Origin of the sequence: Pedobacter nutrimenti, assembly GCF_032678445.1 — a bacterium.
In the GTDB taxonomy this organism is placed as follows: domain Bacteria; phylum Bacteroidota; class Bacteroidia; order Sphingobacteriales; family Sphingobacteriaceae; genus Pedobacter; species Pedobacter nutrimenti_A.
This window is the reverse complement of sequence record NZ_JAVTSQ010000010.1, coordinates 161,976-188,516: the sequence shown is the minus strand read 5'-3', so window position 1 is coordinate 188,516 and position 26,541 is coordinate 161,976. Positions and strand designations below refer to the sequence as shown.

The following is a 26,541-nucleotide window of genomic DNA, read 5'->3' as shown; positions in this document are numbered from 1 at the left end:
TAGCATCCAAAAATACGGTTTAAGAGTTAAAATATATTAAAAAGTATTTTTTTTAGTTTAAAATTCCGCCAGGTTTCTATATTTGCTTTCTCACAAAATTATATTTTGCTTTCGCACAAACTATTATGACATTTTTATCCAAGAGAATCAATAACCTCTCAGAATCGCAGACCATTAAAATGGCAAAACTCGGTAGAGAACTATCCGCAAAAGGGGTAGATGTAATCAACCTGAGCTTTGGTGAACCAGATTTTTTTACGCCAGAACACGTTAAGGAAGCGGCTAAAAAAGCTATCGACGAAAATTATTCTTATTATACTCCGGTATCGGGGTATCCGGAATTGCGAAAGGCGATTGCTGAGAAGTTACTAAAGGAAAATGGACTAACGTATAATTTTGATCAGATTGTTGTCTCTACAGGTGCCAAACAATCCCTGGCAAATGCGGTAATGTGCCTGGTTGACCCGGGACAAGAGGTTATTGTACCAACGCCTTACTGGGTATCTTATTCTGAAATGATCAAACTTGCCGAAGGTGAAACCGTATTCATCAACGCAACTGTTGAGCAGAATTTTAAAATCACACCGGAACAACTGGAAGCTGCTATTACACCAAAAACAAAACTCTTCATGTTCTCTTCTCCTTGTAACCCTACAGGTTCGGTTTACAGTAAAGAAGAACTGGCTGGTTTAGTCGCTGTATTTGAAAAGCATCCCAACATTTATATCCTGTCAGATGAGATCTATGAACACATTAACTTTGTAGGCGAGCATGCTTCTATTGCATCTTTTGATTCTATCAAAGACCGCGTTGTAGTGATCAATGGTTTCTCTAAATCTTATGCCATGACAGGCTGGAGAGTGGGTTATATTGCTGCAAATAAAGAAATCGCAAACGCAGTAGATAAAATGCAGGGTCAGATCACTTCAGGTACCTGTTCTATTGCACAACGCGCGGCATTAAAAGCTTACCAGGATGGACTGGATACTGTTCATGAAATGGTTGCTGAGTTTAAAAAACGCAGGGACATCGTTTACGATCTGCTTAAAGAAATCCCTGGATTGAACGTTAATCTTCCTGATGGAGCATTTTATTTCTTCCCTGAAGTAAAATCTTTCTTTGGAAAAAGTGCCGACGGACAAACAATCAATAATGCAGAAGACCTTTCTTTGTATCTACTGAATGAAGCACATGTTTCTACTGTAACCGGTGAAGCCTTTGGAAATGACGATTGTATCCGTATTTCTTATGCGGCAGCTGAAGATAAGTTAAGAGATGCTGTTTCACGAATTGGAAAAGCATTGGCTAAATTGAAATAGATTGTAAAAAAATGTAGAGAGGGTGTATTCATAAATTATGAATACACCCTCTTTTTTTATATCGCGAGGTTACTCTCCTATTTTAGGATAAAAATAAAACTCGATATCTTCTCCGGTAAGCTGCACATCCAGTTTTCTTCCATTAGCTTTCGCAAAGAAACAAGTCTCCACTTCTATCTACACAATTCTACCATGGCAAACAATCAGTGAAAAAACACTTACAATAACCTCCTTAAACTTCCCATATTTTCAATCGCATGGCCTATTGTGTTGTTAAAGTAAGTATACACTTGTTTGCCTTCCTCCAGCCATTCGTTGATATAGGAAGCATACTCATATAGAAATGCTTCCGAATAACTTCCTTTATAATCTCCTTGAGGACCATGAAAACGTACATACACAAAATCAGTCTGGTTATCCATAAACACCCCTCCTTCTGAGAGCTTGTCATGTAAAACAAGCGCCATTTCATGTCGGTCCATCATGTCAAAAGTGTCTTGCTGATACCAACTCTGATGCCGAAATTCAACAGCAACCCTCCATTCAACGTCTGGATCGGCCTTTCTGAGCCTGTCCAGTAGCCGCTCTACAAGTGATAAATGCACCGATCGTACGCTGCCTGGAAATTGCACCAGTAAGCAACCTTTTTTATGGCCTACCGCCGAGATCCTCCTCATAAAATCATCAACAGCTTCCAAACTAAAATTTAATGATTTATTATGTGTAATTTCTCGCCACAGCTTAAATGTAAACTTAAAATCATCTGGAACCTCAGTAGCCCACCTCGCCACCGTAGAAGCCAAGGGTACTTTATAAAATGAACTATTTATCTCAATACTATTATACAGAGATCCATAATAACACAAGCGGCTTTTTGTTTTAAAAGCTTCTGGAAAAAACTCCTTGTTAGGAACAGGAAGTAATAAACCGCTGGTTCCGGAATAATATACGCCCTTATTGTCCATACAGTAGTCAATTAAGAGCCAACATGCTCATGTTCTTCTATTTCTTTTCCAATCTCATCCACATAATTTTGATCTACCCAATCTCTTGTTTCCCAAAGAATACTCGAATTGCTATCATCATGATATAGGTCTGCCAGTTTGTTTGAACCTCTGAAAACCCTGTAAACACCATCCTCCTGTGGATATACCGTCAATCTAACTCCATGAAGACAAATCGTAAATGGATCCATATTTTACTCGTTTTACCAAATAGAACGACTAGACCTCGGAAATGTTTTTATTTGTTATCCACACAATCATTGTTATTCACACTGTACAGACTACCAAATGACCATAAAAAATCAATTAAAGTGAAGGAGTATAAAAAGAGGTAGAGTTTGATTTTTTCTTCTTTTTACGTCCAAGCCAGATCATAAATCCGGTAACGGGTAAACTTGCGGCTATAAAACTACCCATAAAAGCTAGAATTTTACCCGGCAAGCCTAATACCACACCAACATGAATGTCATAATTCATCCGGATGAGTTTCTCTCCACTGTTCTTATCTTTAAAATTTTCGCGCCCAAGCAATTTACCCGTAAACTGATCTAAGTACAAAACGTCTGTATCATAATAATCTTCTTTGCCTCTGTACCCATTGATACTAATCGTGGCCGACTTTGGAGCTCCCCGATCAGGTAGGTATAGAAGAATACGCCTTGCATCTGGGAATTGCCGCTTTGCAACGTCAAAAGCAATATCAATTGGGTTCTTTAGAACTGCTGCTTGAGAGTCTGAAGCAAAGCTGATCTGTTTTGGGGGTGTTACGGACCTGGACGCAACCACATATACTACTGTTTGAAACCAACTCATTGCCCATACCATTCCGGTTAGTGCTACTACCAGCGTAATCAGCATCGCATAAAATCCAGGCACATTATGAAGATCATAGTTCAGGCGTTTAAATTTAGCTTTCCAGCTTATTTTAAAACTCTTGTTAAAATTGGCCTTTTTAAGGTTTTTAGGCCACCATAGAATCATTCCGGTGATCAGCAATATCACAAATATAAGTGTACTATAGCCTACGATCGGCTGCCCATATGGCGTATTGAGTAACAAACTCCAGTGCAAGTATTTCACAATTACAAAAAATTCCTTTTCATAATCAATTATACCGGTTACTTTGCCCGTATATGGATTTATAAAAGCCGATTTATAGGAATCTACAGCACCGAAAAATGTAAGGGCTTTGGGATCCCCTCCTTTAAAATACATAAACTCCCAGGCTCTGGAAGGATCACTGTAAGTCGTTACAGATACATTCGGAACATCTAAGGCTTGCTCTGCTGTACTCTTCATTTGATTTAAGGGAAGTATTTTGGCATGTACTGGTGGTGTAACAAAAAACTTCTTACGGTAGATTAATTCGGAAATTTCTTTTTGGAAAACAAAAATACAGCCGGTCACTGCCACAATAAAAACAACAATACCCGAGGCCAGTCCAAGCCAAAGGTGTAAAACACCCGCAATTTTTCTAACTCTGCTTACAGGTTTCTTTGCTTTTTTAGGCATTCTACCACCCACAGCAGCTGGTGACCCTGCAATTATTTCCGTCCTTTCGGATCTTTTTGTTGGTAAACTTTCTATCACAGGCTCTTATTTAGACCTAATATAAATAAAATGCAATATTAACAGATTTTTTTTAAGAAATAAAGAATTTCTAATTTAATTATACCTCTAAAGTTCCGTAGAGGATAAGTATGTTTGCCCTCTATTTACTTAGCTCAATAACGATGAAGAACGACTTTAAACTTGCAGGTCTCGCACTAAAAACGACTACTACAAATGAAAATGGACAATGTGCCAGAGATTGTGAAAAATCATGGTCTGATTTTGCAGCCGGTCATTATTTTTCCCGTATACCCGATAAATTAAGCAATGAAGTTTTCGCAGTTTATCATAATTACGAAGGAGATCATACACAGCCTTTCTCCTATTTCATAGGTTGTCAGGTAAATATCGATGCCATTCTCCCCTCAGAATTGGATACACTTGTAATTCCCGAAGCCAAATATCAAAAATTCGAGGCAAAAGGAACCATGCCACAAAGTATAATAGATACCTGGATATCGATTTGGAACAGTGATCTGCCAAGAGCCTATCAGGCAGACTTTGAAGTTTATGGCGAAAAAAGTCAGGACTGGAACAATGCTGAAATTGAGGTTTACATTTCCGTGCTCTAAAAAGCAAAGATCAGGTCTTAAGACCTGATCGCTTCTACAGGATCCAGACGCGAAGCTGAATAAGCTGGCCAAAATCCGGAAATGGCACCAATGATAGCCGAAATAGAAACTCCTGTGATCACATTCTTCAAATCAAGTACAATTTTAACATCAAGTGCATAGGTGAACAAAAGCGTAATCAGGTACACCAGCAACAAGCCAAAAGCTCCTCCCAGTAAACACAATGCTATTGCTTCAAACATAAATTGTAATAAAATAAAATAATTCTTTGCACCTAAAGATTTCTGGATTCCAATTATATTAGTTCTTTCCTTTACCGAAACAAACATAATATTAGCAATACCGAAACCACCAACAAGTATCGAAAAACCACCAATAACCCATCCGGCGATATTGACCATTTTAAACATGACATCTAGCTGATTGGAAAGAATAGTAGCCTTATTCAAGGCAAAATCATCTTCGGCACCAGGTCTTAAACGGTGTATAGAGCGCATCACTCCTCTTAATTCACTTTCTACCTCCTCTTGTGCAATATTATCCTTCCCCCTTACTGTAATTTGAGGCCCGTACATCTCATTTTCCACATCAAACAAGCCTTTGGCAAGATTAATCGGAATCAAAACATTTTTATCCTGTGATACCCCAAGCATATCTTCCCCTTCTTTTTTAAATACCCCAACAACAGTTAATCTTCTTCCCATCACTTTTATCTGTTTGCCTACTGCTTGCTCTCCTGAAAAAAGGCCATCAGCAATGTCAGCGCCCAAAATGATTACGGGAGCGCCGGACTGTCCTTCGTTTTCGGTAAAATATCTCCCATCCTGAAAATCAAAATTCCAGGTTTTATCATAATCCTGGGAAGCGGAATTTAAAGTCACATTTTCAACAGAACTGCTTCTATATTTTATAGTCCTATTGCTTGCCGATGCTTCAAAACAAATCCCCTGCACATTTTCAAGACGTTCCTTTAAGGCTGTAAAATCTCTTATGCTGGGCTGAGGCCTGTTCATATATTTCCACCATGGATAATTGTCGCCAAACATCCACGGCCATTTTTGAACAAACAATGTATTTGATCCTAATTTATCTACACTTTCCTGCAGCTTATGACGTAAAGTATCTACAGCAGAAAACACCGAAATAATGGTAAAGATACCAATGGTAATACCAAGTAAGGAAAGCATGGTACGAAGTTTATTCTGGCGCAGAGCGTCTGCTGCAAACCAAAAACTTTCGCCTATAAGTCTTAAGATCATCATAATTCCTGTTTAGACCAAAAAAACCTAAAAAGGTTACAGCGAATTGCAGGATATTAAAAAAAATACATTTTGGTACTATTTATGCAGTTATAAGGATAATTTCTAAATTAGGAAATTTATTTTGTAAATTTGCGCCCTTAATTATTACATCGAAGAATATGAAGTTATCTCAATTTAAGTTTAATTTACCTGAATCATTAGTTGCCAATAATCCTTCAGAACAAAGGGACGAAGCCCGTTTAATGGTTTTGCATAAGGATAGTGGCAAAATTGAACATAAAATATTTAAAGATGTTTTAGATTATTTTGATGATCATGATGTGATGATCTTAAACAACACCAAGGTTTTTCCTGCACGTTTATATGGAAATAAGGAAAAAACAGGCGCTACAATTGAAGTGTTTTTGCTCCGCGAACTGAATAAAGAGTTGCGTTTATGGGACGTTCTTGTTGATCCTGCACGTAAAATCCGTGTTGGAAATAAATTATATTTTGGTGACGATGACCTTCTTGTTGCAGAAGTTGTTGACAACACGACCTCAAGAGGTCGTACCATCCGTTTCCTGTTTGACGGAACAGACGAAGAATTCAGAAAAAACATCGAAATTTTAGGAGAGACACCTCTTCCAAAATACATTAAAAGAAAAGCTACGGCTCAGGATAAAGAACGTTATCAAACTATTTTTGCAAAGCATGAAGGTGCTGTCGCTGCCCCTACTGCAGGCCTGCACTTTAGCCGTGAGTTGATGAAAAGACTTGAACTTAAAGGCATAAACTTTGCAGAAGTAACTTTACACGTGGGCTTGGGAACCTTCAGATCTGTTGAGGTTGAAGATTTGACCAAACACAAAATGGATTCTGAACAATTTATTATTGAGCAAAAAGATGCTGATATTGTAAATAAAGCCCTGGAACAAAAAAGAAAAATCTGTGCAGTAGGTACAACTTCTATGCGTGCCATTGAGTCTGCAGTATCTTCTGGAAGAACATTGAAAGCAGCAAATGACTGGACAAGTAAGTTTATCTTTCCTCCATATGATTTCAGCATTGCAAATTCCATGATCACCAATTTTCATACACCAGAATCTACTTTATTGATGATGGTAAGTGCATTTGGAGGTTACGAATATGTGAGACATGCCTATGAGGTGGCTTTAAAAGAAAAATATCGTTTCTATAGCTATGGCGATGCCATGCTGATTATCTAATACAGATTCTAAACACATCATAATAGGAGATTTCGACCACTGGTAGAGATCTCCTATTTTTGTTTAAACCATTCTTAAAAGATACAGATGAAATATTACGCAATAATAGTTGCAGGCGGATCAGGAAGCAGGATGAAGGCAGCTATAGCAAAACAGTTTTTGTTGCTTAACAACAAGCCGATTCTAATGCATACCCTTGAAATTTTTCACCAGTGCAAATTACAGCCCGAAATCCTGCTGGTTTTAAATATCCATGAGCACCATCGCTGGGAAGAATTATGCAAGCAGTACAATTTTAAAATACCTCATCAGGTGATAAAAGGAGGAGAACAGCGTTTTCATTCTGTAATGAACGGTCTAAAAGTCACGAAAGGTAAAAGTATAATTGCGGTACATGATGCTGTAAGACCTCTGTTGTCCGTAGATCTGATAGAGCGCAGCTTTAAAGCTGCTGAAGAAAACGGGAATGCTGTTGCAGCAATTCACCCAACGGACTCTGTAAGAACCTTAAAAGGGGATAAAAACGAAGCTTTAAACAGAGATGAGGTTTACCTGATACAAACTCCGCAGGCATTTCAATCGGACCTACTCAAAAGAGCCTATAAACAGCCCTATAGAAATAACTACACAGATGACGCCTCAGTAGTTGAGCACGCAGGCTATAAGATCCATTTAATAGAAGGAGAAAGAGAAAATATTAAAATCACACATCCTTTTGATTTGGAAATCGCATCAACGTACATGAATACAAAAAGCTCCTGAATATCAGGAGCTTTTTGTATTATATTAAGCAGCTCTGTTGATCACTTTTAAGATAATTGCAATAACAGCAATTACTAATAAAATGTGAATCAAGCCTCCGACATCACCAAAGCCGTGAAAGAAAAAGCCAATAACCCATAGTATTACCAATACCACAGCAACCAGATAAAGTAAATTTCCCATAATGTAGATTTTTAGTTGTTAATTAAATTTGGCATGCGTTAAACATTTCCTGACATTACCTAAACAATCTTCGTTCCAAAAATAAAAAAGCCCCGCGGTTGGCGGGGCTTTAAATGGGTTTTTAATATTCATCTTCGTTAAAGAAGAAGTCATCCTTGGTAGGATAGTCAGGCCAGATCTCTTCGATAGTTTCATATGGTTCACCATCATCTTCCAGCGCTTGTAAGTTTTCAATAACTTCTACCGGAGCACCTGATCTTATGCCGTAATCAATTAATTCATCTTTTGTTGCAGGCCATGGAGCGTCTTCCAAATGCGATGCGAGTTCTAATGTCCAATACATATGTTATACTATTAGTTATTCTTTTTTAATTCCGCAAAAGTATATTAAAAAACTTGATGAAAACAAACTTTTTTTTCCACTTTATTTTTAAACACGGGGAATCCAAATATTCTCCTCCGTTTTAGCATCGAAATTCAATTTCCGAGCCAAAACAAATAAATAATCACTTAATCTATTCAAATAAATGGTCATTTTTTCGTCAACAAAACTTTCAGAAGCCAGATGCACCGTAAGTCGTTCCGCCCTTCTGCAAATGCATCTTGCTATATGACAGTAAGAAACCACGGTATTTCCCCCCGGTAATACAAAGTGCTTCAATCCAGGTAATATCTCATTCATCGCATCCATTTCTTTTTCCAGCAACTCAATGTCACTTTCATGAAGGTCAGGAATTTTCATTCTGGATTTCTCCGGATCTGCAGCAAGCGAAGCACCAACAGTGAACAAACGGTCTTGGATTTCTTTTAGCACCTCCTGATGATGAGCATCTATATCCTGGCACATAATCAGCCCGAGATAAGAATTCAGTTCATCTACGGTACCGTAACACTCAATACGCAGATGAAATTTAGGAACACGGGTCCCTCCTATTAATGAGGTTAACCCCTTGTCACCGGTCTTTGTATAAATTTTCATCGTCTTTATCCAATCGTTTCAAAATCATCACCCTTCTCTTGCAGAACTGTAAGTCGTGGCGAAACGGTCTTAATATCGGTATTTTGAAAATCATTTTCAATCAAACCATCACGCATCCTTACAATACGATGGGCATGAAGTGCAATGTCCTCCTCATGGGTAACCAGGATAATCGTATTTCCCTTGCTGTGAATCTCTTCCAACAACCCCATGATCTCTATAGAGGTTTTGGTATCCAGGTTTCCCGTAGGTTCATCGGCAAGTATGATAGAAGGGTCATTGATCAACGCTCTCGCTACAGCAACACGCTGGCGCTGCCCGCCCGAAAGTTCATTTGGTTTGTGAGTAACCCTATTTCCAAGTCCCACATTTTCAAGTGCTATCTGTGCTTTTTTATTACGCTCAGTTTTACTCATCCCGGCATAGATCAGCGGAAGCGCAACATTATCAAGAGAAGTAGACCTTGGCAACAGATTAAACGTTTGAAAAACAAAACCAATCTCTTTGTTTCTTACTTCAGCAAGATCATTCTCACTCATATGGCTCACATTAATACCATTTAGAATATAATCGCCCTTGCTCGGTGTGTCCAGACAGCCCAAAATATTCATCAGAGTAGACTTACCAGAACCCGAAGGCCCCATTAAAGCGACAAACTCCCCCTTATGTATATCCAGAGAAACCGACTTTAAAGCATGGATCACTTCGGTTCCTATCACATACTTACGTCCAATATCTTTAATGTGGATCAACGGTTTTTCCATAATATTTTATTTTTAGACAGCTCACCGGGACCTAATGTTACAGTCCCTTACTATTTTTCTATGATCTTAGGTACCATAAAAAATTCCTCATTATGCTTCGCTGCGTTCATTAATCCTTCTTCCCTGCTCAGTTCTACCTTAACCTGATCCTCTCTCCAAACATTTACCTGCGGATTCATATACACCAATGGTTCTACTTTATCCGTATCAAGCTCATTGAGTTTTTCCATAAATGTCAGCACCTTGCTCATCTCTCCTATAAGATGATCTACTTCCTCCTCCCTGATCTCTATTCTGGCTAGATCAGCTACTTTATGTATGGTTTTCTTATCTATATTCATTACACTGCAAGTTTACTATTTATTATCTCAAATACCTGATCTTTCAACAAGTCCTCTTCTCCCAATTTCAAATCCTTTGTGCTAACTGCCTTGTGAACGTAAATATCGCAAATCCCCGGACGACTTCCATATTTTGCACCATCATCAAACATCTTTTTCCAAACATTCATTGTTACCGGAACAATACGCACCCCCTTTTCAATAGCTAAACGAAAAGCACCGTTTTTAAACGGCATCAGCGCCGGCGGATAATGTTCCTCACCTATCCCACCCTCCGGAAAGATCACCAGACTCATTCCCCTTTCCAAATTGTCACCCGCTCGCTTAAATGCACGGAAAGCAGACATACGGCTCTCTCTTTTCACAGGAATATCTACTGTACTGAAAAAAATCTTAAACATAGGATGCCTTAGCAGCTCCTCTTTCCCCATAAAATGGAACCTTCCTTTGGCCAGGATGCAAAGAATCATCACATCCAGGTTAGAAGTATGATTCGCACAATAAATATAAGTTTCTCCCTTCTCCAGAGGCTCATCCAAATTGATCCTAAAGAAAATACCTGTTAAAAAACTGCACAACAAGCTGTTTGCTTTTCTCAGCTTATTCAGCGCACCATACCATTCTGTTTTTCTGGAAGTTATATAATAGAAAGGATAAAAGATCAGAAAAAGAAACACAATAACAAAAACAACATACATCCTATGGAGTAATCTTAAGTTCTTAATCATCAATCCAAAATTAGTAAAAAACGCCATATGCGTTTAAAGTTGCAGCCGCAAATCTTTTTTTTTATTAATTTCGGCCTATGAAAGAAACGGTTGTTAGTGGTATACGCCCAACAGGGAAACTACATTTAGGAAATTATTTTGGTGCAGTAACCAATTTTGTAAAAATGCAGTATGATTATAACTGCTATTTTTTTATCGCAGATCTTCATTCATTAACCACACACCCCACACCTCAGGACCTTCATGGCTATGTGAAACACGTTTTAGTGGAATACCTGGCCTGTGGCATTAATCCCGAAGAAACAACCATTTATATCCAGTCTGATGTTCCTGAAGTAGCAGAATTGTATTTATATTTAAATATGAATGCCTATATGGGCGAACTGGAGCGAAGTACATCATTTAAAGATAAAGTACGTTCACAGCCCGACAATGTTAATGCAGGCTTATTAACCTACCCAACCTTAATGGCTGCAGATATTCTGATCCATAGAGCGACGAAAGTTCCGGTTGGAAAGGACCAGGAACAACACCTTGAGATGACCCGTACCTTCGGAAACCGCTTCAATAGATTATATAATACCGATTTCTTCCCCGAATCATTCGCTTTCAGCTACTCAGAAAACCTGGTTAAGATTCCAGGCCTTGATGGAAAAGGAAAAATGAGTAAATCAAATGGAGAGAATACCTGTATTTACCTGTCAGACAGCCCTGAAGATATCCGTAAAAAAGTTTCACGTGCGGTAACCGATGGTGGTCCGACAGAAGAAAACCAGCAGAAGCCAGAAGCAATCCAGAATCTTTTTGACCTGATGAAAATCGTATCTAGTGCAGACACTCTTAGTCATTTCGAGGACCAGTACAATAAAATGGCCATCCGATATGGTGATTTCAAGAAACAACTGGCCGAAGATATGATCATTACAAACACACCAATCCGTGAAAAGATTGAAGAAATTTCGAAAGACACGCTGTACCTAAGACAGGTAGCTAAGCACGGTGCCTTAAAAGCCAGAGAGAGCGCACAGAAAACCATTAAGGAAGTAAGGCAGCTGATCGGTTTTAAACCTTTTTAACTCAACAACAATACCCTGAACGAATCAAATCTCACTACTTCAAAAAAATACATATGCATATAGCAATAGTTGGAAATATTGGTGCCGGCAAAACAACCCTAACTGGTTTGCTGGCTAAAAATTACGGGTGGGAAGCTTTGTACGAAGCAGTGGATAACAATCCCTATCTTGAAGATTTTTACAGCGACATGAAACGCTGGAGTTTCAACCTTCAAATCTATTTTCTCAACAGCCGTTTCCAACAGCTTGCAGAAATTGAAACCAATCAAAGAAATGTGATCCAGGATAGAACCATTTATGAAGATGCACATATTTTCGCAGAAAACCTGCATGAGATGGGTTTGATGACCACCCGGGACCATCAGAACTATAGAGCCATATTTGACAACATTACCTCATTTATTAAACCACCCGACCTGCTGGTTTACCTAAGAGCATCTGTTCCCACACTTGTAAACAACATCCAGCGCCGCGGAAGAGAATACGAAGCCAGCATTCGTATCGATTACCTGTCCAAACTGAATGAAAAATATGAAGCCTGGATCCAGGACTATAAACTGGGAAAACTACTCATCCTGGACAAGGACAAGCTCGATTTCACCAGCAATCCCGAAGACCTTGGCGCTGTGATCCAATCGATAGAAGCAGAAATCCACGGCCTTTTCTAAGATGAAGACCCTTGGCATTATACCATCCCGGTACGCGTCCACCAGGTTCCCAGGAAAACCCCTGGTGCAAATAGATGGAAAAAGTATGATCCAGAGAGTCTATGAACAGGCATCACTGTCCAAATCTCTGGATCAGGTTATAGTGGCAACAGACGATGTGCGTATTGCGGAGGAAGTACAACGTTTTGGAGGATTATATGTTATGACCAGGGATACTCACCAAAGCGGCACAGACCGTTGCGCAGAAGTAGTAGCCCAGCTAAAAGACTTCGATCACGTTATCAATATACAGGGAGATGAACCTTACATCAACCCGGAGCAAATTGATCTGCTTGCCTCCTGTTTTCAGGAGCAGAATGTACAATTAGCAACCCTGGTTAAGGTAATCACCAACCAGGAAGAGCTATTGAACACCAACACTCCAAAAGTAGTGTTAAATGCAGCGGGAGAAGCTCTTTATTTCAGTAGGCAGACCATACCCTATATCAGAAGCTCTCCAGAAAAAGATTGGCTTAAAGCCCATATCTTTTATAAACATATCGGCATTTACGGTTATACTACAACCGTTTTAAACGAGATTACTCAACTTCCATCCTCCAGCCTGGAACGTGCAGAAAATCTCGAACAACTAAGGTGGCTTGAAAATGGGTATAAAATTCAGACCAAAATAACCACATTAGAAACATTAGCTATAGACACACCAGACGATTTGAATAGAATCTTTAAGTCTTAAATCTTATCTTAGGTTTATAAAACTCCAATTCCAATGAAGATTATCGCATCTATCTTAATGCTCGGCCTCTTCCTTTCAGCCTGTAATTCTGATACAGACAAAAAGGCTGGAGCAACGGAAAATAATGTAAAAACAGTTTTAAAGCCATTTAGTGATTCCACGAAGATGGATACATTCAAGGTTTCTCTTAGTGGCAATAAACCAAAAGAGATGCTGCTCACTTTCCATATTATTTCATTTGACGGAAAAGAAATCTATCAAAAAATATTAAAAGCAACCGATCTGCTGGATAACTATAAAGAAACAGTAGACCTGAGTAAGGAAAAAAGTCAACGTAATTTCATGACTGACGAATTTAACTTTTTCCTGGATGATGAGAATTTCCTGGAACCCGCAGTCACAGCTGAAGAAACTCCGGATCAGTATACCGCTGATAAAGCTTTTTATGAAGAATTGAAACGCTCCAATCTCAACGGTTTTAAATACAGGATTAGCAAAGAAACCAAAGTGTACATTGCCTGGTCTGCCTTGGAAAAAAAAGTAAAAATATATTATAAATGCTGTTAACCGGCAAAGCTTAGTGTAAGCAATATAAAAGACCATCAGGAGTTTTATTTTTTTTAAAATATATTATGTTAGCATAATATTAACCTAAAAACACTTAGAATTTATCATAAATTTATTTAAAATAAAAATTAATCTATCTGAAATACAGGTAGTTAAATAAAAAACAAGGCATTGTTATACGAATGTCAAAATATGTTCAAAAAATTATATTAGTTTTACCTTAGTGTAACAAAGAAACCAACCATAAATAATCATAATTACCTAAACCGCATATTCTAACCAAATATAAAATAAAAGAGTGCCTGGAGTTATCCAGGCCTTTTTTTTGCCCGTTTTTCAACCATTCTTCCATACCCTGTTCAGATATATTTCAAAAAGAATAGAGTTGAATCCGCATTTATTTACTAACTTTGTATCCCGTACAAAAACGATAAGAAAGCAATAAAACTGCCTCTTATTACACAAATTCACAAACATGACTAAGTATATTTTTGTTACGGGCGGTGTTACTTCCTCATTAGGAAAGGGCATCATCTCCGCTTCATTGGCCAAACTTTTACAAGCACGGGGTTACAGGGTAACCATCCAAAAATTTGATCCTTATATCAATATTGATCCAGGAACACTCAACCCTTATGAACATGGCGAATGCTATGTAACCGAAGACGGCGCAGAAACAGATTTGGACTTAGGTCACTACGAACGTTTCCTGAATGTTCCAACTTCCCAGGCCAACAATATTACCACAGGACGTATCTACCAGAATGTAATCAATAAAGAGCGTCAGGGTGAATACTTAGGTAAAACAGTCCAGGTAGTTCCTCACATCACTGATGAGATCAAAAGGAATATGCGTATCCTGGGTGAAAGCGGGCAATACGATATTGTAATCACAGAACTTGGCGGAACCGTAGGAGATATTGAATCCCTACCCTTCATTGAAGCTGTACGCCAGTTTAAGTGGGAAGAAGGTGCAAACAATGCCATCGTGATCCACCTTACTTTAATTCCATTTTTAGCTGCTGCCGGTGAATTGAAAACAAAACCGACCCAGCACTCAGTAAAAGCACTTTTAGAATACGGAATACAGCCAGATATCTTGGTTTGCCGTACCGAGCACCACATTACTCCTGATATACGTAAAAAGATCGCTTTATTCTGCAATGTGAATATCAATGCTGTAGTGGAATCTATTGATGCCTCTTCTATCTATTCAGTACCGTTACTGATGATGAAAGAGCAACTGGATAAAACTGTATTGAGCAAACTTAAATTACCTCAAAAGAACGAACCAGATATGGAAAGCTGGAAAGATTTCCTCGGTCGCCTTAAAAACCCAACTGCCGAAGTAAAAATCGGTCTTGTAGGTAAATACATAGAACTACCTGATGCTTATAAATCAATTACCGAGGCTTTTATTCATGCAGGTGCTAAAAATGAATGTAAAGTAAGAGTAGAATATATTCATTCCGAAAGCCTTTATGAGGATAACGCGAAAGAAAAACTTTCACATTTAGATGGTGTATTGGTTGCTCCGGGATTTGGAAGCCGTGGGATTGAAGGAAAAATCGATACTATAAAATATGTTAGGGAAAATGAAGTTCCTTTCTTTGGTATCTGTTTGGGTATGCAATGCGCAGTGATCGAATTTGGACGGAATGTTTTAGGATTGGAAGGTGCCAATACCGTTGAGATTGATGAAGAAACCAAATTCCCTGTCATCAATATGATGGAGGATCAAAAGAACATCACCACAAAAGGCGGTACCATGAGATTAGGTGCTTATCCTTGTGATGTTAAAAAAGGCACAAAAGCGTTTGCAGCCTATGGAAAGAGTCATATTTCCGAACGCCACAGACACCGTTACGAATTCAACAACGAATATTTGAAACAGTATGAAGAAGCTGGAATGATTGCTTCAGGAACCAATCCGGACAGCCATCTTGTTGAAATTGTAGAGCTAAAAAATCACCCTTTTTTCGTTGGAGGACAATTTCATCCCGAATTAAAGTCAACAGTTGCTAATCCTCACCCACTTTTTGTTAAATTTGTCGCCGCTGCGATGGAGTATGCGAAGAAAAAAATAAAAAAATAAGCGTTTAAATAACAATAATGGATAGAAATACATTTACAGGGCTGTTCCTGATTATGATCGTGTTGGCCGGTTCTTTTTACTTTTTTAAGCCAAGTGATGCTGAATTAAAAAAAGAACAAGCTAGGATCACTGCAGATTCGGCTAAAAAAGCGGGCGTTAAGACTCCGGCTGCAATGGCTCCGGCTGCTGCCCCGGCTTTAGATTCAGCAGCCTTAAAAGGTCCTTTTGGAGCAAACCTTACCGGTACTGAAGCGAAAAGTGTATTAGAGAATGAAAAGTTAAAACTCACATTCACTAATAAAGGTGGTAAAATATTATCAGTTGAAATCAAGAACGAAAAAACATACAAAGGACAACCTGTTGTATTGTATGATGGAAATGCCAATAAATTTGGCCTCAATCTAAACATCGGTGGTAAAATTGTAAGTACAAATGATCTTTATTTTTCTTCAGCCAAAACCGCAGGTACTTCACTAACCATGCGGGCAACTTATGGCGAAGGCAAGTACATTGAATTTTTATATGATTTAAAACCCAACAGCAGTAATGTTGCCTTCAACATTAACCTGAACGGTTTAAACCAGGTGATCCAAAGCAACAACATTTCCCTGAACTGGGAAGCAACCTTGCTGGAACAGGAAAAATCACTTAAAAATGAACAACGTTATTCTGCACCATATTACAAATATGTAGACAACACACCAGATCACTTAAACATTGCCAAAGATGTTAAAGAAGACCTGACTAAGGGTAAAGTAGAATGGATTGCTTTCAAACAACATTTCTTTTCAGGTGTCCTGATTCCTAAAGACGGCTTTGAAAAAGGAAACCTGGAAGTTAAAGTTAGTACAGAGCCAGGAGAAGTTAAATGGTATGGTGCAAACATGGTACTACCGTTTAACCAATTGGCTGCTCAAAACTATGCCATGGAATTCTATTTCGGCAACAACAAGTTCTCTGAACTTAAAAAACAAGGCCATGAAATAGAGAAACTGGTAGAAATGGGTTACTGGCCATTAAAATACATCAACAGGTTTGTTGTATTGCCAGTGTTCAACTTTCTGGAAGGATTTGGATGGAATTACGGTCTGATCATTTTGGTATTAACCATTATGCTGAAACTGGTTCTTTCACCACTGACATACAAGTCTTACGTTTCAATGGCAAAAATGCGTATTCTTAAACCAGAGATGGATGAGATCAAAGCCAAAGTTGGTGAAGACAACCCTACCCTATTGCAGCAGGAATACTTAAAACTGTACAAACAAGTTGGTGTTAACCCCCTTGGAGGTTGTTTGCCAATGTTGTTGCAATTGCCAATCGTTATGGCTTTCTTCTTCTTCTTCCCGAACTTGTTCGAACTTAGAGGACAGAGCTTCCTTTGGATGCATGATCTTTCAACCTACGATGATTTCATTAAATTCGGTTTCCATTTACCATTTATTGGTGATCACCTAAGTTTAATGTGTATCCTGATGACGATATCTACATTGATCTATACCTATTTCAATAATCAGATCTCTGGAGCAACGGGCCAAATGAAATACATTGGTTACATTATGCCAATCATTTTCCTTGGTGTACTGAACGATTATCCTGCTGGTTTGAACTATTATTACTTCCTGGCCAACATGCTTACTTTCGGTCAACAGTTCTTAATTAAGAAAATGGTAAACGATGAAAAGATTCACGCCATCTTAAAAGAAAACAAAACCAAACCTCAGGAACCAAAGAAAAAATCAAAGTTCCAGTCTAGATTAGATGATTATATGCGTCAACAACAAATAAAAGCTCAGGATAAAAAGAAATAATCTGAGTTTAATGTAATATTTTTAAAAGGTGCCCCAAAAAGGCACCTTTTCTTTTTAAATCTGCCACTCTATTAATTATAATATTAATTTTGATCTGCAAATGATGATGCAGCCATTTAAAAAACACACAAATGAAATTTCGTAATGTATTATGCGCAGCACTACTGGTAGGTAGCAGTGTTTCTTTAAAAGCCCAAACCGACCCGGCAACATCCGGATCCCAGCGCTTTACTTTTTCCCCCGCTTATGAGTTCTTACGCTCCACCCACGGGAACTTCTTTAACGGCCCTTCACTTAAGGTAAATTACAATTCCACCTCCCGCTTTAAACTGGGACTGGGTATTGAATATTCCTCTTCAGCCGTTCATCATGATAACGGCTATGTTCTTTACCATGTTAAATTTCTTCCTGTGTATGCCAACGTAAAATACGAATTAGCAAAAAAGGGAAAACTGATGCCTTATGCTGAAGCTTCTGCAGGTCTTTCTTTTACCAGGTATGATGAGGCCACCGATGAAGAGCCACTTAAAACCACAAAAATCAAGGAAAACGGCTTATATCTATATGGTGGCCTTGGACTTCGTTATGAGGTATGTAAATGGTTTAAACCCTTTGTAGGTATGGGCCTTAAAGGATTTCAGAACTCCTTCAACGACCTCGATGTTAACCCTCATGGTATTACTTTCCATATTGGTGTAAGTATATAGCCTTCAACTCATAAAGTTATTCATTAATTAAGACCAGACTATGCAAAAAAAACTTACCCTTTTTTTCCTCCTAGCTGCCAGTGTTACTTATGCACAAAAAAGACCACTTGATCATACTGTTTATGATACCTGGGAAAGCGTTGGACCTAAACAACTTTCCAATAATGGCCAATGGGCAGGCTTCAGTATCCTGCAGCAAGAAGGTAACGCAAATTTATGCTTCAACAACCTGTTAAATAATAGTAAAAAAGTAATACCCAGAGGTTCCTCGCTCAAATTCAGTACAGACTCTAAATTTGCTGCTTTTTTAATCAAACCACAGTTCAAAGAAACCAGGCTAGCTAAAATCAAGAAGAAAAAACCCGAAGAGATGCCTAAAGACAGTTTAGGCTTAATTAACCTAAGCAGCCTGGCCATTACCAAGGTACCAAGAGTTAAATCATTCAGTTTTCCTGAAAACGGAGCAGCCTTAGTAGCTTACCAATTGGAAAAACCGCTTGATACAGTAAAAAAAGGAAAAACGGAACTAGAGCAGAAAAAAGATGCCGCTGATTTCTTTGCGGAAGATGAAAAAGCAGATAAAGGAACAAAAGAAGGATCAGAACTGATCTTCAAAAACCTGGTTACCGGTACAGAACGCTCTTTCAAATTTGTAACGGAGTATGCCTTCAGTAAAAATGGCAAACAACTGGCTATTGCCTGTTCAGGATCTAAAAAAGACAAAACGGCCCCTGTTGGTGTATTCCTTCTGAATACAGAAAAAGGCAGCCTGAAAACCTTAGTTTCAAAAAAAGGCAACTATAAAGGTTTCATCTTTGATGAAGAAAGTGAACACTTGGTTTTCCTGGGGGAAAACAGCCCGGAAAAGAAAGAAATTAAAGATTATAACATCTACTACAATTCCCTGACACTCGACACTGCACAAGTACTGGTGGAGAATGTTTTTCCAGGTATGCCAGCCAAATGGGCCATCAGCGGTGATGGAAAATTGACTTTCAGTAAAGATGGAGATAAGTTATTCTTCGGTATCGCACCGGTTAAAAAAGAAAAAGATACAACACTCGTAGATTTTGAACATGCAAAATTAGACATCTGGGGGTATAAAGATGATTACCTGCAGCCTATGCAATTGAAAAATGCAGATAAGGAATCTAAAAGAAGCTATCTGACCTATATCGATATCTTCAATAGCGACCCTAAAATTGTACCACTAACCGACCTGAAACTTCCAGACGCTAGCATCATTAACGAAGGTACCTCAAGGTATGTACTCGCTTCTACGGATTATGGAAACAGAATCCCTTCACAATGGACCGGCGGTACCACCAGGACCTATTACCTGGTAGACACAAAAAACGGTACCAGAAAAAAGATCATAGAAAACCTGAACGGACGTGCGATGGCCTCTCCTGCCGGCAACTACGTCCTTTATTTTGATAAAAAAACATCAAACTGGTACAGCTACAATACCACAACTGAAAAAACCGTTCAACTCAATACTGGTCTGAACATAAAATTTGCAGACGAAGAAAACGATGTACCAGATGATCCGGAAGCCTACGGACTGGCCGGATGGACAGAAGAAGACAAAGCCGTACTTCTCTATGACCGCTACGACATCTGGTCTTTCTCTCCGGACGGAAAATCTCCGGCAAAAAATGCTACCAATGGTTTTGGAAGACAAAACGGAATCACGTTCCGTTATCAGGCTACCGATACTGCAGCCCGTTTCATCAGCAAAAAAGAAGACGTTTGGCTAAGTGCTTTCAACAACAACACTAAAGAAAACGGCTTTTACCGCAGCAACCTTGGAGATACCAAAAATCCGCAGCTTGTTGTCATGGCGCCTTTCAAATATTCTATACTGGTTAAAGCAAAAGACGCAGAACGCTATATCTACGACAAAGGCAATTACGCCACTTCTCCAAACGTGTATGTTTCAACAGATCTGAAAACAGAAACCAAACTCAGCAATACCAATCCACAGCAACAAAATTACAACTGGGGTACTGCAGAGTTGGTGAAATGGACAACACCTAAGGGCTTTAAATCTGAGGGTATCCTTTATAAACCCGAGAACTTCGATCCCAATAAGAAATATCCTATGATTGTTTATTTCTATGAGAAACTCTCTGAGGGTCTTTACAGCTATAATGCACCAGCTCCTACACCATCAAGATTAAACATTCCGTTCTTTGTGAGCAATGGCTACCTGGTGTTTGCACCAGATATCAGTTACCAGACAGGTCATCCAGGTCAGTCTGCAATGGAATACATCAATTCTGGTGTTGAATCCTTAAAGAAAAACAGCTGGGTTGATGGATCTAAAATCGGCATCCAGGGTCAAAGCTGGGGCGGATATCAGGTGGCTTACCTGATCACCCAAACCAATATGTATGCAGCAGCCTGGGCAGGCGCACCAGTAGCCAACATGACATCAGCTTATGGTGGGATCCGTTGGGAAAGTGGAATGAACAGACAGTTTCAATATGAAAAAACGCAGAGCAGAATTGGTGCAACCCTTTGGGAAAAACCAGAACTCTATATAGAAAACTCTCCATTATTCTCCTTGCCAAAAGTAAATACACCAGTAGTGATTATGGCCAATGACGCTGATGGTGCAGTACCATGGTATCAAGGTGTTGAAATGTTTACAGGGCTGAAACGTTTAGGCAAACCGGCCTGGTTACTCAATTACAACAACGAAGCACACAATCTGATGCTCCGCCAGAACAGAAAAGACATCCAGATCAGAGAACAACAATTCTTTGATTATTACCTGAAAGGTGCCAAAGCACCAATATGGATGACCGGTGGTGTACCAGCAACAGAAAAAGGCAAAACGTGGGGCTTTGAACTAACAGACGAAAAACCATAGTCGGCCGGCATGCTGAATTGATTTCAACATATCTGCTACCCAAAAAGGGAGTTGCCAACACAGCAACTCCCTTTTTTAATACCTCCCAGATGCGATAAGAAAAAATAATTTTATCTTAGGCACTCAAAATACATCCAACAAATGGCATTAAGCAGAATTTGGTCCGCCTTTATCATTATAGCAATAGTAGTCGCCAGTATCAAGTGCTTTTTCTTCGGACAAAGCGATATCTTTAACTGGATGGTGATTGGCAAGGCCGATGATCCAGCTAACCCTTTAAAACTGGATGGCATTATTCAAACCTGCTGGGTTTCAGTGGAGCTTTGCTTAAAACTCATTGGTATTTTAGCCTTATTTATGGGCTTGATGAGCATTGCAGAAAAAGCCGGCGGTATTCGTTTGCTGTCAAGAATCGTTGGGCCATTTTTCTCCAAACTTTTTCCTGACATCCCAAAAGGACACCCTTCAATGGGCCATATGATCATGAATTTCTCCGCTAACTTATTGGGATTAGACAATGCCGCAACCCCTTTTGGATTAAAAGCTATGGAAAGTTTGCAGGAATTAAATCCAAGTAAAGACGTTGCATCCAATGCACAAATCATGTTTTTATGTCTGCACGCAGCAGGACTCAACTTAATTCCCGTTAGTGTAATTGCCATTCGTGCCTCCCAAAATGCATCAAACCCAACAGACATATTTATTCCATGTCTAATTGTTACTTTCATGGGTACACTAGCAGCCATGCTGATTGTCTCTTTCAAACAAAAGATCAACATTCTGCAACCCATTATTATTACATGGGTACTCTGTCTTTCTGTCGTAATCGCCCTTCTTGTCCTTTATATTACCTCTTTAAATGCCGATGGCATTAAGTCCTTTTCAGGACTACTCAGTAACGGCTTAATACTCCTTATATTCCTTCTGATTGTTTTAGGTGGACTTTATAAAAAAATAGATGTCTTCGATGCTTTTATTGAAGGGGCAAAAAGTGGATTTGATACCGCTATAAAGATCATCCCCTATTTAGTAGGAATGCTTGTAGCCATTTCCTTGCTACGTACCAGCGGAACCTTTGATGTCGTGATCAGCGGAATTAAAAGCGGTTTTGCCTACCTCGGAGCAGACACCAGATTTGTTGAAGGTTTACCAACCGCATTAATCCGCCCTCTAAGTGGCGGTGCAGCAAGAGGAATGATGGTCAGCACGATGCAAACCTATGGGCCGGATTCTTTTGCCAGCAGACTATCAGGAATATTCCAGGGAGCTTCTGATACAACTTTCTATGTAATTGCAGTTTATTTTGGCTCTGTAAACATTAAGAATACCCGGTATGCAATTGGCGCAATGCTCTTGGCAGACCTGGTTGGGGTCATTACAGCCATCTTACTCGCGTACTTATTTTTCGGATAGATCTTTTTCTAAACCTCCGTTTTTTCCTCTCGGGATAATTGTCCTATGATACGCTCCAGTATTCCTGGTTCTACATTCGTATATTTGGAAGATCTCCAGGTGGACGTTGAATCGAGCCATACACAGAAGGAATGATACCCTTCCACAATTACAGCGTATGTTTCATGAAAATCATCCTGGATTCTCATACAGAAACCTTTTACAGGCTTACCCTGAACATCAAAATCGAAATTTAGATAATTACTTAACATATTTATATAAGGCTAGTGGAAGTGTATAACAAAGCTCGTGTTAAAATGTTTAAATAATCTTAAGCACACAACAAGTTATTGTTAATAAGCAATTTATTCCCGCTGCTTGCGCCTTCTGCTAAATCAGCTTACATTTATAAAAATTAAAATCTATATCCAGCATGACCGGAACAGGCAATGGCGATAAAAAGAAAAGCATACCAGTCAGACATATTGCAGCACCAGTAAAAGAACCGGGGTTCCCAGAAAATTTTAGCATCAGAAAAATAGAAGAATTACTCCAGGATCAGGACATGCTGCAGGAACTTCATCGTCATGACTATTTCTATCTTCTTGCTTTAGAAAAGGGCTCAGGACATCACAACATTGACTTTTCTTTTTATACCATTGCAGATTACTCCATATTCATTATGCGGCCAGGTCAGGTACATTCTCTTCATTTAAAAACAGGAAGCACAGGATACCTTTTACAATTCAGCAATGAATTTTATCGCCCTCAAGATAAAGCAGCAAAACAATCACTGGCAAAAGCAAGCCGTATAAATTACGATCAGATGAATGTAATTGGAAGCAAAAAGATCATAAGCCTGCTAGACTATATCTACCAGGAATCTGAGGCCAAATTTCCCGGTTTTGAAAGTATCATACAAGCAAATATCTCCATTTTACTCATCGAACTGATCAGACAAAATACCACCAATATCTCCGGCAACAACCATTATGCTCAAGAACAACTGGAGAGATTCCTGGAACTATTGGAAAGCCATATTTCGGTCCATAAACAAGTCTCCCAATATGCAGAATTGTTATGCTTATCTGCCTACCAGCTAAACGCGATTACTAAAACACTGCTAGGCAAAACCAGTTCAGCACTCATTAATGAACAGATCATTCTGGAGGCAAAAAGAAATCTGCTTGCCACAACTCATCAGATCAGCCGTATAGCCTATAGCCTTGGCTATGAAGATGTATCCTATTTTATCCGCTTCTTTAAAAAACAGACCGGGTATACTCCTGAAGTTTTCAGACACAAATTCAATTAAGTCCCATACATTTTCATTTCTGTCCTACTCATTACCCCAGTCCTGAAACTACCTTTGATTCATCAAAACAATAGAAAAAACAGATGGACAATACATGGAACGAAGCCTACAAGCAAATGTGGGATGACCGTTATAAAACAGAAGAATATGCTTACGGAAAAGAACCGAATAATTTTTTTGCAACCTGTTTGCAAAAGCTCAAACCAGGAACCCTACTGATGCCAGCAGATGGTGAAGGAAGAAATGGAGTATTCGCTGCAAAGTCAGGCTGGGAAGTGACTTCATTTGACCTGAGCTCCGCAGGAAAAACAAAGGCACTTGAGCTCGCTGCATCACAGAAAGTCAAACTCAACTACCTGGTTGGAGATGTACATGCCCTGGAATTTATGCCAGAGTGCTTTAATGCCATTGGATTGATCTATGCTCATTTTGCAGGAGAAAAAAAATCCCTATTTCATCAGAAGCTGGCGCAATCTCTCAAACCAGGTGGTTATATCCTATTTGAAGCCTTCAGTAAAAATCATTTAAGCCTGGTCTTGCAAAATCCTAAAGTTGGTGGACCAAAGGACATCAACCAACTCTTCTCCACTGAAGAACTGGCTGCAGATTTTAAAGATTACAAATTCCTGATCCTCGAGGAAGCCATCATTGATTTGAATGAAGGAAAATACCACATAGGAAAAGGTTCTGTAGTGCGAATGCTTGCTACAAAACCTTTTAACCCCTAAAATAGCCTGGGTTTACCATCCCCCTACCATCAGCACATCGGCCTGGCGTGGGAATACTTTGGTCATCAATACCTGGTGCACTTCTTCATCGCCATCTGCACAGCAGTCGGCTAATACAGTTAAGCGATAATCCTTATCCGCAGCCTCCCGCAAAGTAGATAAAACCACACCACTGGTAGAAATACCAGCTAGCACCAAATGTTGCACACCATAAGCCCTTAATACCACCTCCAAATCACTTCCCGTAAATGAACTAAAGCGTCTCTTGGTGACCACAACTTCATTATCCTGTGGTTTTAAACCTTCGTGAACCTTAACAAATTCAGCCATGTCAACACTTTCAAAGCGTTCCTTACTAGCAGCAAAAGATTTATTATTCATACTGATTTCCGGTGAACCTTGACGAAAACCCACTACTACATAGATCACAGGAATCTTCTGATCGCGTGCTTTGGCAATAGCTTTAGCTGTATTATTCACAATAGTCGCTGCCTGAGGCAGCATCGCTACGATACCGGCCTGCATGTCCATGACAAGAAGCGCCGTGTTTGAGGTGTTTTGTTCCATTTTCTATTTTATTTATTCATCGTTATCCTTGTACTTTATCACTATGATCAGGTGTAATTTTTGGTATTAATTTATAAAACAACGCAGCAATTAAAAGCGCAATAATTCCCTGACAAAGCATGGTGAGCGGAGCGCCTATTTTTTGTGAAACCGTGCCGATCAGTAAACTCCCCAGAGGCAGCATACCAAAATAAGCCATCGCCACATAACTCATTACTCTTCCTCTCATGTGAGTAGCCGCTTCCATCTGTATAATGGTAATACTGGTAGACATTGGTGTGATTGACCCCAATCCTAATATCACCGCAAAGGGCAATGCAAATGCAAAATGACTCATCCGGGAAAACAAAATCAGCCCCATACCCAATACAACAATGCTCATCAGCATGATCATCCTGAAATTAGTCCCCTTTTTTGCCGAAGCCAACAAAAAGCTACCAATCAATGCACCCAAACCAATGCAACCACTCAGATAACCATAAGTAGCCGCATTTCCCTTAAAAATAACCTTAGCAAAAACCGGCTCCATGGTATCATAAGGGATCACAAGCAAGCTCAGACAAATGATCAGGAAGACAAGCATACTGATGGATGGAGTTTGTTTCAGATAACGGAGACCCTCGGCCAGTTCAGAAGAAATCTTCTTCCGGATAGCCGGTCGCTCAAATTCCGGAAATTTCATTAGCAAGAGAGAAATGATAACTGCAATAAAACTCACTGCATTAATACTAAAGCAAATCCCCGCACCAAATTGCTGCAGTACCATACCAGATAAAGCAGGGCCAATCAATCTGGCCATATTCACCATCGCCGAATTCAACGAGATGGCATTAGCCACATCAGCTTTGTCATTAACCATATCATGCACCATTGGCTGTCTGGCTGGTGTATCAAAAGCGTTAATGATTCCCAATACCGCACTAAGTGTCAAAATCTCCCAGATAATATAATGTCCGGTTAAAATCAATACCGTTAGCAATATCGCCTGTATCATTGACGCTGTCTGGGTAACCAGCAGTATTTTATGCCGGTTGTACCGGTCGGCAATCACTCCCCCAAACAAGGAAAGTAAAAAAGAAGGAAATTGCTGAGCGAATACAGCAAAACCAATCATTGAAGCGGAATGGGTTAGTGAGTAAATCACCCATATAACCGCCGTCCGTTGCATCCATGTGCCAATTTGCGAAACGGATTGCCCCGCAAAAAACAACGCGTAATTACGATTGCGAAAAGCACGGAAGGTACTATGGGTTACGTCTATGTTCATTTAA

The 26,541-nt window shown here is 39.3% G+C and carries 28 protein-coding genes; 15 read left to right on the top strand and 13 right to left on the bottom strand.

Features of this window, described 5'->3' with window-relative positions:
- Positions 1-125: 125 nt before the first annotated feature.
- Positions 126-1,319 (top strand): pyridoxal phosphate-dependent aminotransferase, encoded by a 1,194-nt coding sequence (locus R2S08_RS19190; RefSeq protein WP_316836643.1) that lies wholly within the window; start codon positions 126-128, stop codon positions 1,317-1,319.
- Positions 1,320-1,537: 218 nt separating this feature from the next.
- Here R2S08_RS19190 and R2S08_RS19185 read toward each other — a convergent pair whose 3' ends face one another.
- The 3 genes from R2S08_RS19185 to R2S08_RS19175 form a co-directional block, all read right to left on the bottom strand.
- A complete protein-coding gene (locus R2S08_RS19185) occupies positions 1,538-2,284 on the bottom strand; it encodes a DUF72 domain-containing protein (RefSeq protein ID WP_316836642.1) in 747 nt (248 codons plus the stop codon).
- 11 nt (positions 2,285-2,295) lie between these two features.
- Positions 2,296-2,514, bottom strand: a complete 219-nt coding sequence (locus R2S08_RS19180) for a hypothetical protein (RefSeq protein WP_133782637.1) — start codon at positions 2,512-2,514, stop codon at positions 2,296-2,298.
- A gap of 115 nt (positions 2,515-2,629) precedes the next feature.
- Positions 2,630-3,913 carry a PepSY-associated TM helix domain-containing protein gene (locus tag R2S08_RS19175; protein ID WP_316836641.1) on the bottom strand — a complete coding sequence of 428 codons (1,284 nt, stop codon included), beginning with the start codon at positions 3,911-3,913 and terminating at the stop codon, positions 2,630-2,632.
- Positions 3,914-4,056: 143 nt separating this feature from the next.
- Between R2S08_RS19175 and R2S08_RS19170 the strand changes: the two genes are divergently transcribed.
- Positions 4,057-4,506, top strand: a complete 450-nt coding sequence (locus tag R2S08_RS19170; RefSeq protein ID WP_316836640.1) for a GyrI-like domain-containing protein — start codon at positions 4,057-4,059, stop codon at positions 4,504-4,506.
- Between the two features lie 17 nt (positions 4,507-4,523).
- Here R2S08_RS19170 and R2S08_RS19165 read toward each other — a convergent pair whose 3' ends face one another.
- Positions 4,524-5,768, bottom strand: coding sequence for an ABC transporter permease (locus R2S08_RS19165; protein WP_316836639.1), 1,245 nt, complete (start codon positions 5,766-5,768; stop codon positions 4,524-4,526).
- Positions 5,769-5,926: 158 nt separating this feature from the next.
- Here R2S08_RS19165 and queA point away from each other — a divergent pair, with 158 nt between their 5' ends.
- The gene (gene queA / locus R2S08_RS19160) at positions 5,927-6,976 is read left to right on the top strand and encodes a tRNA preQ1(34) S-adenosylmethionine ribosyltransferase-isomerase QueA (protein ID WP_316836638.1); all 1,050 of its coding nucleotides are present in this window, start codon (positions 5,927-5,929) and stop codon (positions 6,974-6,976) included.
- Positions 6,977-7,063: 87 nt separating this feature from the next.
- Positions 7,064-7,738 (top strand): 2-C-methyl-D-erythritol 4-phosphate cytidylyltransferase, encoded by a 675-nt coding sequence (locus tag R2S08_RS19155; protein WP_316836637.1) that lies wholly within the window; start codon positions 7,064-7,066, stop codon positions 7,736-7,738.
- A 24-nt stretch (positions 7,739-7,762) separates the two neighbouring features.
- On the opposite strand, the gene R2S08_RS19150 is transcribed toward R2S08_RS19155, so the two are convergent.
- The 6 genes from R2S08_RS19150 to R2S08_RS19125 all read right to left on the bottom strand — a co-directional run bounded on the left by R2S08_RS19150 (position 7,763) and on the right by R2S08_RS19125 (position 10,733).
- Positions 7,763-7,921 carry a lmo0937 family membrane protein gene (locus R2S08_RS19150; RefSeq protein ID WP_110832748.1) on the bottom strand — a complete coding sequence of 53 codons (159 nt, stop codon included), beginning with the start codon at positions 7,919-7,921 and terminating at the stop codon, positions 7,763-7,765.
- Between the two features lie 121 nt (positions 7,922-8,042).
- A complete protein-coding gene (locus R2S08_RS19145) occupies positions 8,043-8,264 on the bottom strand; it encodes a DUF2795 domain-containing protein (RefSeq protein ID WP_008240955.1) in 222 nt (73 codons plus the stop codon).
- A gap of 87 nt (positions 8,265-8,351) precedes the next feature.
- Entirely contained in the window at positions 8,352-8,900 is a 549-nt protein-coding gene (locus tag R2S08_RS19140; protein WP_316836636.1) for a cob(I)yrinic acid a,c-diamide adenosyltransferase, read from the bottom strand.
- A gap of 5 nt (positions 8,901-8,905) precedes the next feature.
- Positions 8,906-9,664: an ABC transporter ATP-binding protein gene (locus tag R2S08_RS19135; RefSeq protein WP_316836635.1), complete on the bottom strand. Its 759-nt coding sequence runs from the start codon at positions 9,662-9,664 to the stop codon at positions 8,906-8,908.
- 50 nt (positions 9,665-9,714) lie between these two features.
- Complete coding sequence (gene gatC / locus R2S08_RS19130; RefSeq protein WP_133782622.1) at positions 9,715-10,005, bottom strand: Asp-tRNA(Asn)/Glu-tRNA(Gln) amidotransferase subunit GatC; 291 nt, start codon at positions 10,003-10,005, stop codon at positions 9,715-9,717.
- Positions 10,005-10,733, bottom strand: coding sequence for a lysophospholipid acyltransferase family protein (locus R2S08_RS19125; RefSeq protein WP_316836634.1), 729 nt, complete (start codon positions 10,731-10,733; stop codon positions 10,005-10,007). Before R2S08_RS19125 ends, gatC begins: the two co-directional genes overlap by 1 nt.
- 77 nt (positions 10,734-10,810) lie before the next feature.
- On the opposite strand from R2S08_RS19125, the gene trpS reads away from it, so the two are divergent.
- The 9 genes from trpS to R2S08_RS19080 all read left to right on the top strand — a co-directional run bounded on the left by trpS (position 10,811) and on the right by R2S08_RS19080 (position 22,681).
- Positions 10,811-11,809 carry a tryptophan--tRNA ligase gene (gene trpS, locus R2S08_RS19120; protein WP_316836633.1) on the top strand — a complete coding sequence of 333 codons (999 nt, stop codon included), beginning with the start codon at positions 10,811-10,813 and terminating at the stop codon, positions 11,807-11,809.
- A 53-nt stretch (positions 11,810-11,862) separates the two neighbouring features.
- A complete protein-coding gene (locus R2S08_RS19115) occupies positions 11,863-12,477 on the top strand; it encodes a deoxynucleoside kinase (RefSeq protein WP_108555575.1) in 615 nt (204 codons plus the stop codon).
- A 1-nt stretch (position 12,478) separates the two neighbouring features.
- Positions 12,479-13,210: a 3-deoxy-manno-octulosonate cytidylyltransferase gene (kdsB, locus tag R2S08_RS19110; protein ID WP_316836632.1), complete on the top strand. Its 732-nt coding sequence runs from the start codon at positions 12,479-12,481 to the stop codon at positions 13,208-13,210.
- A gap of 33 nt (positions 13,211-13,243) precedes the next feature.
- Positions 13,244-13,777, top strand: coding sequence for a hypothetical protein (locus R2S08_RS19105; protein ID WP_316836631.1), 534 nt, complete (start codon positions 13,244-13,246; stop codon positions 13,775-13,777).
- A gap of 475 nt (positions 13,778-14,252) precedes the next feature.
- Positions 14,253-15,872 (top strand): CTP synthase, encoded by a 1,620-nt coding sequence (locus tag R2S08_RS19100; RefSeq protein ID WP_316836630.1) that lies wholly within the window; start codon positions 14,253-14,255, stop codon positions 15,870-15,872.
- 17 nt (positions 15,873-15,889) lie between these two features.
- Positions 15,890-17,683 carry a membrane protein insertase YidC gene (gene yidC, locus R2S08_RS19095; protein WP_316836629.1) on the top strand — a complete coding sequence of 598 codons (1,794 nt, stop codon included), beginning with the start codon at positions 15,890-15,892 and terminating at the stop codon, positions 17,681-17,683.
- Positions 17,684-17,814: 131 nt separating this feature from the next.
- Positions 17,815-18,390 (top strand): hypothetical protein, encoded by a 576-nt coding sequence (locus R2S08_RS19090; protein WP_316836628.1) that lies wholly within the window; start codon positions 17,815-17,817, stop codon positions 18,388-18,390.
- A 40-nt stretch (positions 18,391-18,430) separates the two neighbouring features.
- Positions 18,431-21,268: an alpha/beta hydrolase family protein gene (locus R2S08_RS19085; RefSeq protein ID WP_316836627.1), complete on the top strand. Its 2,838-nt coding sequence runs from the start codon at positions 18,431-18,433 to the stop codon at positions 21,266-21,268.
- Positions 21,269-21,409: 141 nt separating this feature from the next.
- Positions 21,410-22,681, top strand: coding sequence for a nucleoside recognition domain-containing protein (locus R2S08_RS19080; protein ID WP_316836626.1), 1,272 nt, complete (start codon positions 21,410-21,412; stop codon positions 22,679-22,681).
- Between the two features lie 8 nt (positions 22,682-22,689).
- Here the strand turns inward: R2S08_RS19080 and R2S08_RS19075 are convergent, their stop codons facing one another.
- A complete protein-coding gene (locus R2S08_RS19075; protein ID WP_316836625.1) occupies positions 22,690-22,869 on the bottom strand; it encodes a hypothetical protein in 180 nt (59 codons plus the stop codon).
- A gap of 224 nt (positions 22,870-23,093) precedes the next feature.
- Between R2S08_RS19075 and R2S08_RS19070 the strand changes: the two genes are divergently transcribed.
- Positions 23,094-23,975, top strand: a complete 882-nt coding sequence (locus R2S08_RS19070; RefSeq protein WP_316836624.1) for an AraC family transcriptional regulator — start codon at positions 23,094-23,096, stop codon at positions 23,973-23,975.
- 83 nt (positions 23,976-24,058) lie between these two features.
- Positions 24,059-24,703, top strand: a complete 645-nt coding sequence (locus R2S08_RS19065) for a class I SAM-dependent methyltransferase (protein WP_316836623.1) — start codon at positions 24,059-24,061, stop codon at positions 24,701-24,703.
- A 12-nt stretch (positions 24,704-24,715) separates the two neighbouring features.
- On the opposite strand, the gene R2S08_RS19060 is transcribed toward R2S08_RS19065, so the two are convergent.
- Positions 24,716-25,270: an isochorismatase family cysteine hydrolase gene (locus R2S08_RS19060; protein ID WP_316836622.1), complete on the bottom strand. Its 555-nt coding sequence runs from the start codon at positions 25,268-25,270 to the stop codon at positions 24,716-24,718.
- 22 nt (positions 25,271-25,292) lie between these two features.
- Positions 25,293-26,537, bottom strand: a complete 1,245-nt coding sequence (locus R2S08_RS19055) for an MFS transporter (RefSeq protein ID WP_316836621.1) — start codon at positions 26,535-26,537, stop codon at positions 25,293-25,295.
- Positions 26,538-26,541 lie beyond the last annotated feature (4 nt).